This window comes from Novosphingobium sp. SG720 (assembly GCF_012275365.1).
Lineage (GTDB): Bacteria > Pseudomonadota > Alphaproteobacteria > Sphingomonadales > Sphingomonadaceae > Novosphingobium > Novosphingobium rhizosphaerae.
This window is the reverse complement of sequence record NZ_JAAZQN010000003.1, coordinates 364,608-379,902: the sequence shown is the minus strand read 5'-3', so window position 1 is coordinate 379,902 and position 15,295 is coordinate 364,608. Positions and strand designations below refer to the sequence as shown.

Sequence of the window (15,295 nt, the reverse complement as noted above, 5' to 3'; positions counted from 1 at the left end):
CGCGCTATAGCACCGCGCCATGACCGGACCAGAGCATCCCCACCCAGAGCATCTCGCGCTTGCCGACATTCGCGCCCGCATCGCCCAGGCGGCGCGCATCGCCCGCCGCGCCGCCGCAGACGTGACGCTGGTGGCGGTATCCAAGACGCACCCGGCCGAAGCGATCGCCCCGTTGATCGCCGCGGGGCAGACCGTGTTCGGCGAAAACCGCGTGCAGGAAGCGCAGAGCAAGTGGGCGCCGCTGCGCGAGCAGCACCCCGGCGTGGAATTGCACCTGGTGGGCCAGCTGCAATCGAACAAGGCCGAAGACGCGGTGGCGCTGTTCGATTGCATCCATTCGCTCGATCGGCCCTCGCTGCTGACGGCGCTGGCCCGCGCGATGGACAAGACCGGGCGGCGCGTGCCGCTGTTCGTCCAGGTCAATATCGGCGCGGAAGACCAGAAGGGCGGCTGCGCCATTGCCGACTTGCCCGGCCTGTTGGCCCAGGCGCAGGATGCTGACCTGCCGGTGACCGGCCTGATGTGCGTGCCCCCGGCCGGCATCGAGGCCGCACCGTTCTTTGCCCTGCTCGACAAGCTCGCCACCGACCATGGCCTGGCCGGCCGATCGATGGGCATGAGCGACGATTTCGAAACCGCGATCCAGCTTGGCGCCACGCATGTGCGGGTGGGATCGGCGCTGTTCGGCGCGCGGGGCTAAGCCAGGCCCACAATCCTTAGCGCGGGGCCGCCGTTACCCTAGGCATTCATGCGCAGGCACGCGTTCAGCCACTGCCACCAGCCAACCGACTAATGCTGCGCGATGGCGCCTGCATCAGCACGGATGCGGGCTGTTCGCCCGGGCATCCCCGTGGCCGATCCAGGTTGGAAGGGAGCCTCTCAGGCGTGGCGAAAGAGCGGCGGCATTGGTGGCGTCGATTGCGCATTCTGGAACAGCGCGGGTCAACGCTGCAGCGCCTTGGCCTGATGTACAATGGCGCGATTTTGCTGCAGTGCCTGTCGATCACGCTGGTCGCGATCCACGACCTGCTCGACCGGCTGAATGCCGGCGACAGCGATCTCCTGCTGATCCTGGCACTGGGACTGCAAGTGACGGTCGTTGCGTCATTGCTGGGTTTTCGCACAATCCTGATGGCCAACCGCGATTACGAAGAGCACATGCGCGCCGATTCCGAAGCGGCGCGGCGGCGCACGGCCGAGCTTTTCGCGATGACCGACATGCTGCAGGCGGCCGAAACCAACGAGGAAGCGGGCGCGGTGCTGATGGTGACCGCGCGGCGCCTGCTCGGTGGCTATGGCGCGGCGCTCTATGTGCTCAACAACTCGCGCGACCGGCTCGACCTGGCGCGCCACTGGGACCTGCCGGCGGGATACATCGCGCCGGATTCGCTTGCGGCCAACCATTGCTGGGCCTTGAAACGGGGCAAGGCCCACGTCAACGCACCGGAGGAAGGCGGGCTGTGCTGCGCACACCATGGCGGCGTCAACGCCGTGCTGGAAATCCCGATGATGGCGGGCGGCCAGGTACAGGGCCTGCTGATCCTGGCCCGCAGCGATGCCTTGATCCAACTGGATGGCGGGGAGGAACTGGCCAACTTGCGCCACCTGGGCTCGGCCCTGGCGGACTCGATGTCGCTGGCGCTGTCCAACATCGCGCTGCGTGATCGGCTGCGCACGCAATCGCTGCGCGATCCGCTGACCGGGCTCTATAACCGCCGCTACATGGAAGACACGCTGGAGCGGTTCCTGGCGCTATCCACCCGGTCGGGCAGTTCCACCGCCGTGATCATGATCGACCTGGATAACTTCAAGGATCTCAACGATCGCTATGGCCACGCCAAGGGCGACGCCGTCTTGCGCGACGTGGCGGCGCAGATCGTGGGCGCGCTGCGCCCGACCGACGTGGTGTGCCGTTATGGCGGCGAGGAAATCATCGCCATCCTGCCCGATTGCGCGCTGGCCGATGCCGTGGCCAAGGCCGAGCAGATTCGCCTGCGCATTCAGGGCGTGACCGATATCCAGGGCTGCCCGGTCAGCGCCTCATTGGGCGTTTCGGCGATGCCCGAAACATCGGTGCGGGGCGAGGAACTGGTGCCCGATGCCGATGCCTCGCTCTATCTGGCCAAGGCATCGGGCAAGAATTGCGTGTTCGCCGCAGAGCGCATCACCTCGGGCCTGACGGTGGCCCGGGTGAGCGACAAAAGTTAGTTCAAAAAGGGGGGGTAGAGCTCAATCCCCCTGGTGGTGCTTGAGCTCGTCGCCCGTCAGCGTGACCACGTGGAGCAGGTTGGTGGCGCCCGGCGTGCCGAACGGCACCCCGGCCAGCGCAACCAGCTTGGACCCGGCGGTGCCGAAATCGTGGCGCAGTGCCATGCGCTTGCCCTTGGCGATCATTTCCTCGAAGCTGCCGATGTCCTTGGTGTTGACCGCGTGGGCGCCCCACAGCAGGCCCACCTTGCGCGCGGTCTTCTGGCTGGGCGTGAGCACCAGCATCGGCACGCCGGGGCGTTCACGCGCCACGCGGCGGGCGGTGGAGCCCGAACCGGTGAACACGATGATGCCCGAGATCGGCAGGGTTTCCGCGATCGAGGCACAGGCCTGGGCCAGTGCGTCGGCCGTGGTGGGATCGGGCAGGGTTTCGATGAAGTGGACGCGCGCGGCATAGCCGGGATCGCTTTCCACCTGCACCGCGATGCGGTTCATGATGCTCACCGCTTCTTCCGGCCAGGCGCCGGCGGCGGTTTCGGCCGACAGCATCACGGCGTCGGCGCCATCATAGACTGCGTTGGCCACGTCCGACACTTCGGCGCGGGTGGGCGTGGGCGTCTCGATCATCGATTCGAGCATCTGCGTGGCCACGACCACCGGCTTGCCCTGGCGGCGCGCGCTTTCGACGATGCGCTTTTGCAGCGGCGGCACTTCCTCGGGGTTGAGCTCCACGCCCAGGTCACCGCGGGCGACCATGATGCCGTCGGACAGTTCGATGATCTCTTCCAGCCGCGAAATCGCCGCCGGCTTTTCGATCTTGGCCATCAGCGCGCCATAGCCGCCCATCAGGCGGCGGGCCTCGGCCACGTCCTCGGGGCGCTGCACGAACGAGAGCGCGATCCAGTCCGCACCCTGTTCCACGGCAAAGGCCAGGTCGCGGCGGTCCTTCTCGGTAAGGGCGGGCACCGGCACCACGGCATCGGGCACGTTCACGCCCTTGCGGTCGGAAATCACCCCGCCCACTTCGGCCGAGCAGAGGATCTCGCTGTCGCTGGCGCGAATCACCCGCAGGCGTAGCTTGCCGTCGTCGATCAGCAGGCGCTGGCCCTTTTGCAGGATGCCGAACAGTTCGGGATGGGGCAGGCAGACGCGGGTTTCATCGCCCGGTTCGGGGTTGCGATCGAGCGTGAAGTGGCCCGAATGGCGGATGACCGCACGGCCTTCCTTGAACGTGCCCACGCGCAGCTTGGGGCCCTGGAGATCGGCCAGCACCGTGATCGGGCGCTTCACCTTGGCTTCGAGCGCGCGGATATTGGCGATGGTTTCGGCATGGATGGCGTGTTCGCCATGGCTCATGTTGACGCGAAAGGCATCGGCGCCGGCACGAAACAGCTTTTCCAGCATTTCGGGCGAGCGGCTGGCCGGCCCCACCGTGGCGAGGATCTTGACCTTGCGTTCGCGCTTGTCAGGCTTGGCCATGGTGCAACAACTCCTCTTCCTATCAAACCTACGCAGGCTTTCAATCGCGCTGCCCTATGGCCTATGCTGTGGCAAAACCCAAGGGACGATAACCATGGATACGAATTCCCCCGCCGCGCAAAAGCCCCGTTCTGGTGCCGATCCGCTGGATAGCCTTGACGATGCGGTGGCTGCCGCCGCGTTCCGTCGCCTGGTGCGCCACTTGCGCCACCGCCACGACGCGCAGAACATCGAGCTCATGGGCCTTGCCGGCTTTTGCCGCAATTGCCTGGCAGACTGGATCGTCGACGCCGGCGCCCCGCTCGACAAGGCCGCTGCGCGCGAGGCGATCCACGGCCTGCCGGCCGATGAATGGAAAAGCCGCTACCAGACGCCCGCCACGCCCGAGCAACTGGCGCGGATGGAAGAAAGCATGAAACGCAACGCGCCTTCCCCCGCGTGATCACGCTGGCGAGAGCCGGTTCGGATCAATCTTTCCACAGGCACGGCTTTGCCAGGTTGGCCGCAGGCGGCTATTTGCCCGCGGCTGAAGGCCGCACCGGCCGCCCATAACCAGATTCGGAGCTTATCCCATGGCCGACGCCGCCGATGATCGCCTGCGCCTCTTGATCGAGCGCATCGAACGCCTGGAAGAAGAAAAGAAGGGCATCGGCGACGACATCAAGGATGTCTACAGCGAAGCCAAGTCCGCCGGCTATGACGCCAAGATCATGCGCCAGATCGTGCGCCTGCGGAAGATGAAGCCAGACGATCGCCGCGAGATGGAAGCGATCCTCGACGTGTACAAGAACGCGCTGGGCATCGACTGAGGCTTTCCGCCGCTACCGCCGCATGGCGGCGCCGGCCTGCCCGATGGGTGGGCCGGGGCGCCGTCAGCGCAGCAGAAAAGCGGCCGTCACTGCCACCAGATTGCCCAGGGCATGGGTCATCATCGCCGCGGGCAGGCTGATCCGCACGCGCACGAAGCCAAAGACCAGTCCCGCCCACAGTTGCGGCAGCACCATCGGCAGCAGCGCCGGCGTGATGCGCGGATAGTTGCCCAGGTGGAACAGCGCGAAAACCAATGCGTGAACCACGAACAGCGCCGGAAACGCCGCCGTAAACCAGCGCGGCGTTTCCCGCTTGCGCCACGCCAGCCACAGCCCCCCTGCCCCGATCAAGGCCAGCGCCACGATCGCCCAGCCCAGCGGATGCGGCGCGCCATCGCGCATCGTCCACAGGCTGCCCCCGGCGATCACCGGGCCCGCCAGCAGCGCCAGGGCGCGCGGCCGGCCCGATAGCCAGCCGCGAAACACGCATTCCTCGGCCACCGGGGCCAGCAGCGTGACCATCGGCAGCAACAGCGCGGGCGGGATCTTGCCAAAGGCATCGGCCGTCGGCAGCCCCAGGCTGCGCTGCCACAGCCCGAGCAGCGGCAGCAGCACGACCAGCCCGGCGAGGTAGAGGCCGGTCGCGCCCCGCCACAAGGCCCAGCTTTGCGCGGAAGCCAGCCCCATGGGGCGCGACCATCGCGGATGACGCAGGAATTCGAACAACGCCTGGGTGGCGGACAGGGAAAGGCGGACCATGGCACGTGGCTTACCGCAGCAGCGGTTAACACCATGTTTGCTGCGTGCGCCAAGGGCTGATGCCCCGTGCGCCGCGGGGCCGGTTTGGCCGGGCAGTGCCAGCCCGCCTCTGCCGGATTGCCGTTTTGCCGCGCTTGGTCTAGGGGCCGTGGCAAACCCGCATTCCCACCATCAGCCGCAAGAAGCAGATCCATGGCAGGCCATTCCAAATTCAAGAACATCATGCATCGCAAGGGCGCGCAGGACAAGAAGCGCTCGGCAATGTTCTCCAAGCTCAGCCGCGAAATCACCGTCGCGGCCAAGATGGGCATGCCCGACCCGGACATGAACCCGCGCCTGCGCGCCGCGATCAACGCCGCCAAGGCGCAATCGATGCCCAAGGACAACATCCAGCGCGCGGTCGACAAGGCCAGTAAGGGCGATGGCGAGAACTATGAAGAAGTGCGCTACGAAGGCTACGGCCCGGGCGGCGTGGCGATCATCGTCGAAGCGCTGACCGACAACCGCAACCGCACCGCCACCAACGTGCGCACCGCCTTTGCCAAGAATGGCGGCAACCTCGGCGCTTCGGGCGCGGTGAGCCACGGCTTCGAGCGCCTGGGCCTGATCGAATATCCCGCCAGCGTGGGTGACGAGGAAAAGGTGCTGGAAGCGGCGATCGAAGCCGGCGCCGACGACGTGGAATCGGATGAAGACACGCACCAGATCTGGACCGCGATCGACAACCTCCACCCCGTTTCGCGCGAACTGGAAAAGGCGCTGGGCGAAGCCGAAGCGGTGAAGCTGGCGTGGAAACCCAATCTCAAGACCACGGTTTCGGCCGATGACGCCGCCACGCTGCTCAAGCTGATCGACGTGCTGGACGATGACGACGACGTGCAGACCGTGTGGGGCAACTATGAAATCCCCGACGACGTGATGGAAAAGCTGGGCTGATCGGGAAGCCTCTCCCTCGCAAGCGGGAGGCGCATCCTAAACTCCCCTCCCGCTTGCGGGAGGGGTTGGGGAAGGGCATGTTGGGTCCGCTCCGACTTCCGAGCAACAGCGGGACCCCGGATCAAGTCCGGGGTGACGAGAAAAGAAGCCCTCTCTTGACCATCGCTTCATGATCATTCTGGGCATCGATCCCGGCCTCACCTGCACCGGATGGGGCGTGGTGGCCAAGGCGGGCAGCCGGTTGAGCCATGTTGCCAACGGCCAGATCCGCACCGATGCCAAGGCCACCATGGCCCAGCGCCTGGTGGAACTTGATGCGGCGCTCACCGATGTGATCCTCACCCACCGTCCCGACGAAGGCGCGGTGGAGGAAGTCTTCGTCAACGTGAACCCGCAGTCCACGCTCAAGCTGGGCCAGGCGCGCGGCGTGGCCATGCTGAGCCTGGCGCGTTCGGGCATGCATGTGGCGGAATATCCCACCAAAGTGATCAAGAAGGCGCTGGTCGGCACCGGCGGCGCCGAAAAGCAGCAGATCCAGCACATGCTGAAAATCCTGCTGCCCGGCGTCAAGCTGGCCGGGGAAGACGCGTCCGACGCGCTGGCCGTGGCAATCACCCACGCCAACATGCTGGGCAGCCACCGCTGAACCTTCCGGCTGGCGGGAACACGTGCCCGCCCGCCGCGTAGCAAGTTCATGAACATTGCCGCCACAGACGACGCCTGGATGGCCCGCGCCATTGCTCTTGCCATCCGCGAAAAGGGTGACGACCCGGCCAACACGCCGATCGCTGCCCTCGTGGTGCGCGCGGGCAAGCTGGTCGGCGCGGGCGTGAACCGCACGGCGGAACATTGCGACGCCACGGCCCATGCCGAAGTGGAAGCGCTGCGCGCCGCCGGGCAGGAAGTGGGCGACATGAAAGTGGATGGCGCCACGCTTTATACCACGCTCCAGCCCTGCGGCATGTGCACGATGGCGGCCATCTGGGCGGGCATTAGCCGGATCGTCTATGGTGCCGGGCGCAGCCAGGTCCACGCCATGTATTTCGAGGACCGCCACCTATCGACGTTCGACTACATCCGCGACGCGTTCAAGGATGACCTGACGCTGGATGGAGGCGTGGCGGCCGAGGCTTGCGCCCGACTCTATTACGGACCGCACGACGACGTGCCCGAGGATCAACAGGCCAATACCTGAACCCCGGTTGCGCGGCAAAAGGTTCCCTGCCATAGGGAACAAACCATGATCGCCAAATTGACCGGCATTCTCGACGACACCGGCCCGGATTGGGCCATCATCGACGTCAATGGCGTCGGGTACCTGGTCCATTGCTCGGCCAAGACGCTCAGCCACCTGGGCGTGCGCGGCGATGGAATCGTGCTCCACACCGAAATGCAGGTGAGCGAAACCGACCAGCGCCTGATCGGCTTTGCCAGCGCGGGCGAGCGCGCGTGGTTCCGCCTGCTCACCGCGGTGCAGGGCGTGGGCTCGAAAGTGGCGCTGGCCATCCTTTCGGCGCTGTCGGTGGACGAATTGCAGCGCGCCTGTGCCGGGGGCGATGCCGCGATGGTGGCGCGCGCCAATGGCGTGGGGCCAAAGCTGGCCAGTCGCATCGTCAACGAATTGAAGGACAAGGCCGGGGGCCTGGCCGGTCTATCGGGCGGGCTGGGCGTGGCGGCAGAGGCGGATGTGCCCGTGCCCGCCGGTTCGGCCAGCGCCGACGCCATTTCCGCCTTGCAGAACCTGGGTTTCAAGCCGGCCGTGGCATCGAGCGCAGTGGCCTTTGCGATAAAGGAACTGGGCGAGGAAGCACGGCTGAACGATCTGGTGCGCGTGGCGCTCAGGCGGGCGACGGGGTGATGCCGGCCTTGCCCCGCCCCTTGCCCACCCTGCTGCCGACGGCCCTCGCATGACCGACAACCCCCTGCTTTCCGCCCAGCCCCAGGCCGAAGACCTTGATGCTGCGCTGCGGCCCAAGACCCTGGCCGAATTCGTTGGCCAGGAAGCCGCGCGCGAGAATCTCAAGATCTTCATCGAAAGCGCCAAGCAGCGGCGCGAGGCGATGGACCATGTGCTGTTCTTCGGCCCGCCGGGCCTGGGCAAGACCACGCTGGCGCAGATCATCGCCCGCGAACTGGGGGTGAATTTCCGCGCCACGTCGGGCCCGGTGATTGCCAAGTCGGGCGATCTGGCGGCGTTGCTGACGAACCTGGAATCGGGCGATGTGCTGTTCATCGACGAGATTCACCGCCTCAATCCCGTGGTGGAGGAAGTGCTCTATCCCGCGATGGAAGACCGCGCGCTCGACCTGATCATCGGCGAAGGGCCCTCCGCCCGCTCGGTGCGGATCGACCTGCCGCCTTTCACCCTGATCGGCGCCACCACCCGCCAGGGCCTGTTGCAGACGCCGCTGCGCGATCGCTTCGGCATTCCGGTGCGCCTGCAGTTCTATACCGTGGCCGAACTGGAGCGGGTGGTGACACGCGGTGCCACGCTGATGGGCGTGGGCATCGATGCCCAGGGCGCGCGCGAGATTGCCCAGCGCGCGCGCGGCACCCCGCGCGTGGCCGGCCGCCTGCTGCGCCGGGTGCGCGATTTTGCGCAAGTGATGGGCGATGGGACGATCACCCGCACCCTGGCCGACGAGGCGCTGACCCGGCTGGAAGTCGATTCGCTGGGGCTCGACCTGCAGGATCGCCGCTACCTGATGATGATCGCCGATATCTACAAGGGCGGCCCGGTAGGCGTGGAAACGCTCGCTGCCGGCCTTTCGGAACCGCGCGATACGATCGAGGAAGTGATCGAACCCTACCTGATCCAATTGGGCCTGGTGGCGCGCACCGCGCGCGGCCGCTGCCTGAACGACAGGGCCTGGCAGCATCTGGGAATCACCCCCCCCAGCGCGCAGATGCCAGCGCCGCTGCCAGGTGCCTTGCCCGGCCTGTTCGACGCCGACGGCGGCAAATAGCCCGGCAAGGCTGTCGGAATCGGCAACACTAGCGGGGCCAAAAGTTCCAGTTTGGGACAGAGTTAACGCCGAGACCCGAAATGCGACGAAATATGGCCACGATCCATGTCGATTTCAGGTTAACGCGATGGACGCTGCGGCTATGATCTGCGTTGTTCATGGGAGGGAAAGCCTGGCAGCACCCTGTTAAGCCGTTTCTGCTAGGCCGCCCTGGGGTTCAAGCGAAAGCAACAATCATGTCGGTTCGGATGGCATTGGCAAAACTGGCGGCCTGCGCAGCAGGTGGCGCGGTGCTGGGCGGCGGGGCGGTACACGTTTCCGAGGCGCCCTCTTCCGGTGAGATCCATCACGTCAAGCCGATCAAGATCAAGCAGGCCAAGCCGCGCCGCGTGGTGCACCGCGCCGCGCCCCGCGTGGTCCATCGCCAGCGCAAGATCGTAACCACCGCCACGACCAAGTCGTGCATTCCCGCCCAGCAATATGCCATGGCCCCGGTGCCCTACATGGCCCCCTTGCCGCCGCAGGCGCAAGGCGGCGGTGGCGGCGGGGTGCCGGTGGTGATCGGCGGCGGGCCGGTGGGCGGCTTTGGCGGCGGCTTCTTTGGCGGATTCTTCGGCGGCAGCGGCGGGGGCGGCGGCAGCGTGGTGGTTTCTTCCACCAGCACCGGCTCCACCTCCACCTCGGGCGGCAGCACGTCCACCTCGGGCGGTTCGACCTCCACGTCTGGCGGGTCCACCTCGACTTCCAGCGGCAGCGTTTCCACCTCGAGCGGCAACGTCTCCACGTCGAGCGGCAGCGTCTCGACCTCGTCGGGCAACGTGAGCACGTCCTCGGGCAGCGTCAGCACCTCGTCCGGCAACGTTTCCACCAGTTCGTCGACATCCTCGGGCAACGTCTCCACCTCGTCCGGCAATGTCTCGACCAGTTCGTCCACGTCGACCTCGTCGGGGAACGTGTCGACCAGCTCGTCCACGTCCACGAGCAGCAGCACCTCGTCTTCGACGTCGAGCTCAACCAGTTCGTCCACCTCCTCCAGCACGTCGAGCAGCACGTCCTCCTCGTCGAGCGGGACGACATCGACCAGCAGCGGCACCACCAATGGCGGCACCGACGTGCCCGAGCCTTCGATGGTCCTGCTGTTTGGCACCGCCGCAGCGGCACTGGTGGCACGCCAGCGCTGGGGCCGGAGCCGCCGCAGGCCGGCTTGAGCATCCACGGTCAAGCCCGGTCCTGACGGGCTCCACGGAAGGGGCGGTCTTCGGGGGGAGGCCGCCCCTTTTTCGTGGGCTGCCTCGGCGCAGACGCCCCTCCGTCAGCCGCTGCGCGCCTGCCACCTCCCCGCGCAGCGGGTGGTGGAGGGGCCGACCCCCGCGCAAACAAGAAGGGCGGCCCCATAAGGAGCCGCCCTTCCTTGCATTCAGCGGTAGGCCGCTGGCGGATCAGGCCGCCAGCTTGCGCAGCACGTAGTGCAGGATGCCGCCGTTGTTGAAGTATTCCAGCTCGTTGGCGGTATCGATGCGGCACAGCGCCTCGAACGTGAACGTGCTGCCATCGGCGCGGGTAACCTTCACGGTCACGGTCTGGCGCGGCTGGAGATTGGCGACGCCTTCGATGGTGAACGCGTCGTCGCCGGTCAGGCCCAGGGTCTGGCGCGTCTGGCCTTCCAGGAACTGAAGCGGCAGCACACCCATGCCGACCAGGTTCGAGCGGTGAATACGCTCGAAGCTTTCGACGATCACGGCGCGCACGCCGAGCAGGTTGGTGCCCTTGGCCGCCCAATCGCGCGAGGAGCCGGTGCCGTATTCCTTGCCGGCGATGACCACCATCGGCGTGCCATCGGCCTTGTACTTCTGCGCCACGTCATAGACCGCGCCCACTTCGTCGCCATAGCGCGAGAAGCCGCCTTCGGTGCCGGGGACCATTTCGTTCTTGATGCGGATGTTGGCAAAAGTGCCGCGCATCATCACTTCGTGGTGGCCACGGCGCGCGCCGTAGGAGTTGAAGTCTGCCTTGGCGACCTGGTGTTCCTGCAGCCACTTGCCCGCCGGGCTATCGGCCTTGATCGAACCGGCCGGCGAGATGTGGTCGGTGGTGATCGAATCGCCCAGGATCAGCAGCGGCTTGGCGCCGACGATGTCGGACACCGGGGCCGGCGTCATGCTCATGCCTTCGAAGTACGGCGGATTGGCGACATAGGTCGATCCGGCGCGCCACGAATAGGTTTCCGAGCCCGTGACGTTGATCGCCTGCCAGTGCTGGTCGCCCTTGTAGACGTCTGCATAGCGGGCCTGGAACATCTGGCGGTTCATCGCGCCGGCCATGACCGAAGCGACTTCGGCGTTGGTCGGCCAGATGTCCTTGAGATAGACGGCCGCGCCGTCCTTGCTCGTGCCGATCGGGGTGGTGGTGAAATCTTCGATCACCGTGCCCTTGAGCGCATAGGCCACGACCAGCGGCGGCGAAGCCAGGAAGTTGGCGCGCACGTCGGGGCTGACGCGGCCTTCGAAGTTGCGGTTGCCCGAGATCACCGAAGCGGCGACGATGCCGTTCTCGTTGATCGCCTTGCTGATCGGCTCGGCCAGCGGGCCGGAGTTGCCGATGCAGGTGGTGCAGCCATAACCCACCAGGTTGAACCCGATGTTGTCGAGGTGCGACTGGAGGCCGGCCTTGATCAGGTAATCGGTGACGACCTGCGAGCCCGGTGCCAGCGAGGTCTTGACCCAGGGCTTGGGCTTGAGGCCCAGCTCGTCCGCCTTCTTGGCGACGAGGCCGGCGGCGATCAGCACGCCGGGGTTCGACGTGTTGGTGCAGCTGGTGATCGCGGCGATCACCACGTCACCGTCGCCGATGTCATGGTCCTTGCCGTCGACGGCCACGCGCGACTGGGTCTTCTTGTAAAGGTCGCCCAGGTCCTTGTTGAACACGTCGTCCACGTCGGGAAGGTTGACCTTGTCCTGCGGGCGCTTGGGGCCGGCGAGCGAAGGCACCACGGTCGACAGGTCGAGTTCGAGCGTCGAGGTGAAGATCGGTTCGACCGACGGATCGATCCAGAAGCCCTGCTCCTTGGCATAGGCTTCGACCAGCGCGATCTGGTCTTCCTCGCGCCCGGTCAGGCGCATGTAGTCCAGCGTCTTTTCGTCGATGCCGAAGAAGCCGCAGGTGGCGCCATATTCCGGCGCCATGTTGGCCAGCGTGGCGCGGTCGGCCAGGGTCAGGCCGGCGAGGCCGGGGCCGAAGTATTCCACGAAGCGGCCAACCACGCCGTGCTTGCGCAGCATGTTGGTGGCGGTCAGCACGAGGTCGGTGGCGGTCACGCCTTCCTGAAGCTGGCCGGTGAACTTGAAGCCGACCACTTCGGGGATGAGCATCGAGACCGGCTGGCCGAGCATGGCCGCTTCGGCTTCGATGCCGCCCACGCCCCAGCCGAGCACGCCCAGGCCATTGACCATGGTGGTGTGGCTGTCGGTGCCGACGCACGTGTCAGGGTAAGCCACCAGGTTGCCGTCCTGGTCTTCCGCGGTCCACACCGTCTGGGCGATGTGCTCCAGGTTCACCTGGTGGCAGATGCCGGTGCCCGGGGGCACGGCGTGGAAGTTCGACAGCGACTTGGAGCCCCACTTGAGGAAGTCGTAGCGTTCGCCGTTGCGATAATATTCGATCTCGACGTTCTGTTCGAACGCCTTGGGGTGGCCGAATTCATCGACCATGACCGAGTGGTCGATCACCAGGTGCACGGGCACCAGCGGGTTGATCTTGCTGGTATCGCCGCCCAGCTTGGCAATGGCGTCGCGCATCGCGGCAAGGTCGACCACGCAGGGCACGCCGGTGAAATCCTGCAGCAGCACGCGCGCGGGGCGGTACTGGATTTCGGCGCTGCTCGACGGGTTCTTCTGCCAATCGACCAGGGCCTTGACGTCGTCGGTCGAGACCGTGAAGCCGCCGTCTTCGAAACGGAGAAGGTTTTCCAGCAGCACCTTCATCGAGAAGGGCAACCGCGAGACATCGCCGAACTTTTCGGCGGCCTTCTTGAGGGAGTAATAGGCGACGTTCTTGCCGCCTACGGTAAGCGTGCTGCGCGTGCCGAGCGAGTCCTGTCCGACCTGGGTCATGGCTAAGCGAAATCCTCCTGCCGTTGGCGAGGGACCGCAGGGGCAAAGAACCGGTGCCTTTGCCGGGGGCCACGCCCATGTCCGGGGGCACCGATGGCCGAGCGGGCCTCTCGTGAACGGCGCCGCGATGCGCTGTATGGGCCGCCTCGTCAAGGGCGGGAAATCGCTAAATTTGCGCGATTTCGCTTATTGCGACGCAATAGCAGAAGTATTGTCTCATGCTGGGTGCAGTTGGTCGATTTGGGGCGGGTGTGGGTAAAGCGCGCCGCGAATCGGACGCCCGCGCTCGGATCGGGCGCGTTCCTGGAACTTGTTGAAGCGATACTTGAGCGCGGTCCAAGGCCGTGTAAACGCGGGCCAAGCCAAAAGATGATAACAAGCGCATTTTCGCCGTAGCCCTGTCACCGTAACGCCAAGTGCACTGTCACTGCCACCCAACTTGCGGTGGGGAGTTGCAGTCCGGCGCCTTCCGCTACAGGATCACCGGCATGTTCAATTACTATCTGATCTCACCAAGTGAGCGGCCACAATCCGTCTCTGTCGCACGCCACCTCTGGGGTAACGACTGCGACTTCGATTCAGATGGAAATGATGATGATGCCCCCGTCGGTGGTTGGACGGAACTGACCGTTGCACTCCGCCCGCAATGTGAAGAGCGCGTCGATGTCGATCCGATCGACGACAACGAGCCGCTTGTGCTCGTAATCCGCTCAGAATGGGCCGATCTTGCGAAGAAAGCCGCGCTGTTTCTCCAGCTACATTCCGGCGGAGAACTCAGCGAACAGGCGCCTCGCTAAAGCTATATCGCCCCATAACTTTATGGGTTCACAGCCAAATGAAGTTTGCGGGCACCTCTTCCACGACCCGACGAAGGACGTGGACCTCATGGGCGAGATGAAGCGAGGGTTATTGGCGGCCTAACCGGTGGAAAGCAGCTTAGGCGAGCGGACGCATGCCAACGATCGCATAAGCACAGCATTGCCTGAACTGACTTCACTCCGCAGTGTTCGAACTACGGTGACAGGTGCAAAAACCCCTAAATCACCTCCGGCGGCGGGTCGTCGCGCCGCGTCGCCAGCGCGCAGCCGGCGACGATCAGCGTGACGCCCGCGATCGTGCCGCGCGTGACCGGCTCGGCAAAGGCCAGCCAACCCACGATCGCGGCCCAGATGAACGCAGTGTATTCCAGCGGGACCAGCACTTGCGCCTGAGCGCGGGCATAGGCCCAGGCGAGCAGCATCATGGCCATGGCCGCCAGTACGGCGCCGGCGAGGACCAGGCCCCACTCCTCCGGCGTGGGCCAGGGCGCCCAGACCACGGCGAGGGGCGCGAGCAGCAGGGCGATGACGATGCTTTGATAGAACGCCACTTCCACGGGGGTGGCCAATTGCGCCTGGCGTCGCTGCAACACCAGGGTGACGGCATACAGCACCGAGGAAGTGAGGATTTCCACCAGCCCACGCCAGGCATCGGGGCCGGGGGCGGCGCCGAGTTGGTCGGCCGCGATCACGGCCACGCCGACCAGTGCGAGCAGCGAGCCGGTCACTGCGCGGCGGCTGAGCTTTTCGCCCAGCGTCACTGCCGCTAGGTAAAGCGCGATGAGCGGCGCCACGAACGACAGGGCCATGCCTTGCGCCAGTGGCATGCGCACCACGCCATCGAAGAACAGGATGGCCATGCCGGCCGACACCACCCCGCGCAGCACGTGGACTTTCAGGCTGGCGGCGGGCGGCAGGCGTCCGCCACGCAGCACCATCGTTTCGCGCAGCCACATGGGCGCCATGACCAGCGCGCCCACCGTGCTGCGCCAGAAGATCGCCGCAAAGGCGCCCAGCGCGAGCGAGGCGGCTTTCATCACCCCGTCCATCATGCTGAAACTGGCAAGGCCTGCCAGGGCGACAAGGATGGGCAGCAGCGGGCGCGGGGCAGGCACGTCTGAACCAGGCATGGCTGGGCCATAGCGCCGCCCTGCCGCACTGGCCATTGCAGATCGGGGCAAAATGCCGGAAACGATGCGGCGCCCCTTTCG

15 protein-coding genes are annotated in these 15,295 nt (G+C 66.0%); 11 read left to right on the top strand and 4 right to left on the bottom strand.

The window, feature by feature from the left end; all coding sequences use genetic code 11:
- The first annotated feature begins 19 nt into the window (after positions 1 to 19).
- Positions 20 to 700 (top strand): YggS family pyridoxal phosphate-dependent enzyme, encoded by a 681-nt coding sequence (locus FHW94_RS14030; protein ID WP_168556441.1) that lies wholly within the window; start codon positions 20 to 22, stop codon positions 698 to 700.
- A gap of 218 nt (positions 701 to 918) precedes the next feature.
- The gene (locus FHW94_RS14025) at positions 919 to 2,208 is read left to right on the top strand and encodes a GGDEF domain-containing protein (RefSeq protein WP_168556440.1); all 1,290 of its coding nucleotides are present in this window, start codon (positions 919 to 921) and stop codon (positions 2,206 to 2,208) included.
- A 21-nt stretch (positions 2,209 to 2,229) separates the two neighbouring features.
- Here the strand turns inward: FHW94_RS14025 and pyk are convergent, their stop codons facing one another.
- Complete coding sequence (gene pyk, locus FHW94_RS14020; RefSeq protein WP_168556439.1) at positions 2,230 to 3,687, bottom strand: pyruvate kinase; 1,458 nt, start codon at positions 3,685 to 3,687, stop codon at positions 2,230 to 2,232.
- Between the two features lie 94 nt (positions 3,688 to 3,781).
- On the opposite strand from pyk, the gene FHW94_RS14015 reads away from it, so the two are divergent.
- Together FHW94_RS14015 and FHW94_RS14010 are read left to right on the top strand one after the other, a co-directional pair.
- Positions 3,782 to 4,129, top strand: a complete 348-nt coding sequence (locus FHW94_RS14015) for a DUF1244 domain-containing protein (RefSeq protein WP_168556438.1) — start codon at positions 3,782 to 3,784, stop codon at positions 4,127 to 4,129.
- A 130-nt stretch (positions 4,130 to 4,259) separates the two neighbouring features.
- A complete protein-coding gene (locus tag FHW94_RS14010; protein WP_022675853.1) occupies positions 4,260 to 4,496 on the top strand; it encodes a DUF2312 domain-containing protein in 237 nt (78 codons plus the stop codon).
- A gap of 63 nt (positions 4,497 to 4,559) precedes the next feature.
- Here FHW94_RS14010 and FHW94_RS14005 read toward each other — a convergent pair whose 3' ends face one another.
- A complete protein-coding gene (locus FHW94_RS14005; protein WP_168556437.1) occupies positions 4,560 to 5,255 on the bottom strand; it encodes a CPBP family glutamic-type intramembrane protease in 696 nt (231 codons plus the stop codon).
- Between the two features lie 192 nt (positions 5,256 to 5,447).
- Between FHW94_RS14005 and FHW94_RS14000 the strand changes: the two genes are divergently transcribed.
- The 6 genes from FHW94_RS14000 (at position 5,448) to FHW94_RS23715 (ending at position 10,365) form a co-directional block, all read left to right on the top strand.
- Positions 5,448 to 6,191, top strand: a complete 744-nt coding sequence (locus tag FHW94_RS14000; RefSeq protein ID WP_168556436.1) for a YebC/PmpR family DNA-binding transcriptional regulator — start codon at positions 5,448 to 5,450, stop codon at positions 6,189 to 6,191.
- Between the two features lie 169 nt (positions 6,192 to 6,360).
- A complete protein-coding gene (ruvC, locus tag FHW94_RS13995; protein WP_168556435.1) occupies positions 6,361 to 6,837 on the top strand; it encodes a crossover junction endodeoxyribonuclease RuvC in 477 nt (158 codons plus the stop codon).
- A 48-nt stretch (positions 6,838 to 6,885) separates the two neighbouring features.
- Positions 6,886 to 7,386, top strand: coding sequence for a nucleoside deaminase (locus tag FHW94_RS13990; protein WP_246866131.1), 501 nt, complete (start codon positions 6,886 to 6,888; stop codon positions 7,384 to 7,386).
- Between the two features lie 45 nt (positions 7,387 to 7,431).
- The gene (gene ruvA / locus FHW94_RS13985) at positions 7,432 to 8,049 is read left to right on the top strand and encodes a Holliday junction branch migration protein RuvA (RefSeq protein WP_168556434.1); all 618 of its coding nucleotides are present in this window, start codon (positions 7,432 to 7,434) and stop codon (positions 8,047 to 8,049) included.
- A 49-nt stretch (positions 8,050 to 8,098) separates the two neighbouring features.
- Positions 8,099 to 9,157, top strand: coding sequence for a Holliday junction branch migration DNA helicase RuvB (gene ruvB / locus FHW94_RS13980; RefSeq protein ID WP_168556433.1), 1,059 nt, complete (start codon positions 8,099 to 8,101; stop codon positions 9,155 to 9,157).
- A 158-nt stretch (positions 9,158 to 9,315) separates the two neighbouring features.
- Positions 9,316 to 10,365: a PEP-CTERM sorting domain-containing protein gene (locus FHW94_RS23715; protein ID WP_348981813.1), complete on the top strand. Its 1,050-nt coding sequence runs from the start codon at positions 9,316 to 9,318 to the stop codon at positions 10,363 to 10,365.
- Between the two features lie 231 nt (positions 10,366 to 10,596).
- Here the strand turns inward: FHW94_RS23715 and acnA are convergent, their stop codons facing one another.
- On the bottom strand, positions 10,597 to 13,266 hold the full coding sequence (gene acnA, locus FHW94_RS13970) for an aconitate hydratase AcnA (protein ID WP_168556431.1): 2,670 nt from the start codon (positions 13,264 to 13,266) through the stop codon (positions 10,597 to 10,599).
- Positions 13,267 to 13,754: 488 nt separating this feature from the next.
- On the opposite strand from acnA, the gene FHW94_RS13965 reads away from it, so the two are divergent.
- Entirely contained in the window at positions 13,755 to 14,063 is a 309-nt protein-coding gene (locus tag FHW94_RS13965) for a hypothetical protein (protein WP_168556430.1), read from the top strand.
- A 239-nt stretch (positions 14,064 to 14,302) separates the two neighbouring features.
- Here the strand turns inward: FHW94_RS13965 and FHW94_RS13960 are convergent, their stop codons facing one another.
- Positions 14,303 to 15,214: a DMT family transporter gene (locus tag FHW94_RS13960; protein WP_210425663.1), complete on the bottom strand. Its 912-nt coding sequence runs from the start codon at positions 15,212 to 15,214 to the stop codon at positions 14,303 to 14,305.
- Positions 15,215 to 15,295: the final 81 nt, after the last annotated feature.

Bases quoted from the DNA above. Each gene is read 5' to 3' on its own strand.
- FHW94_RS14030 (WP_168556441.1), top strand. From the start codon at position 20: ATGACCGGACCAGAGCATCCCCACCCAGAGCATCTCGCGCTTGCCGAC.
- FHW94_RS14015 (WP_168556438.1), top strand. From the start codon at position 3,782: ATGGATACGAATTCCCCCGCCGCGCAAAAGCCCCGTTCTGGTGCCGAT.
- FHW94_RS14000 (WP_168556436.1), top strand. From the start codon at position 5,448: ATGGCAGGCCATTCCAAATTCAAGAACATCATGCATCGCAAGGGCGCG.
- acnA (WP_168556431.1), bottom strand. From the start codon at position 13,266: ATGACCCAGGTCGGACAGGACTCGCTCGGCACGCGCAGCACGCTTACC.
- pyk (WP_168556439.1), bottom strand. From the start codon at position 3,687: ATGGCCAAGCCTGACAAGCGCGAACGCAAGGTCAAGATCCTCGCCACG.
- ruvA (WP_168556434.1), top strand. From the start codon at position 7,432: ATGATCGCCAAATTGACCGGCATTCTCGACGACACCGGCCCGGATTGG.
- FHW94_RS13960 (WP_210425663.1), bottom strand. From the start codon at position 15,214: ATGCCTGGTTCAGACGTGCCTGCCCCGCGCCCGCTGCTGCCCATCCTT.
- ruvB (WP_168556433.1), top strand. From the start codon at position 8,099: ATGACCGACAACCCCCTGCTTTCCGCCCAGCCCCAGGCCGAAGACCTT.
- FHW94_RS14010 (WP_022675853.1), top strand. From the start codon at position 4,260: ATGGCCGACGCCGCCGATGATCGCCTGCGCCTCTTGATCGAGCGCATC.
- FHW94_RS14005 (WP_168556437.1), bottom strand. From the start codon at position 5,255: ATGGTCCGCCTTTCCCTGTCCGCCACCCAGGCGTTGTTCGAATTCCTG.
- FHW94_RS13990 (WP_246866131.1), top strand. From the start codon at position 6,886: ATGAACATTGCCGCCACAGACGACGCCTGGATGGCCCGCGCCATTGCT.
- FHW94_RS13965 (WP_168556430.1), top strand. From the start codon at position 13,755: ATGTTCAATTACTATCTGATCTCACCAAGTGAGCGGCCACAATCCGTC.
- ruvC (WP_168556435.1), top strand. From the start codon at position 6,361: ATGATCATTCTGGGCATCGATCCCGGCCTCACCTGCACCGGATGGGGC.
- FHW94_RS23715 (WP_348981813.1), top strand. From the start codon at position 9,316: ATGGGAGGGAAAGCCTGGCAGCACCCTGTTAAGCCGTTTCTGCTAGGC.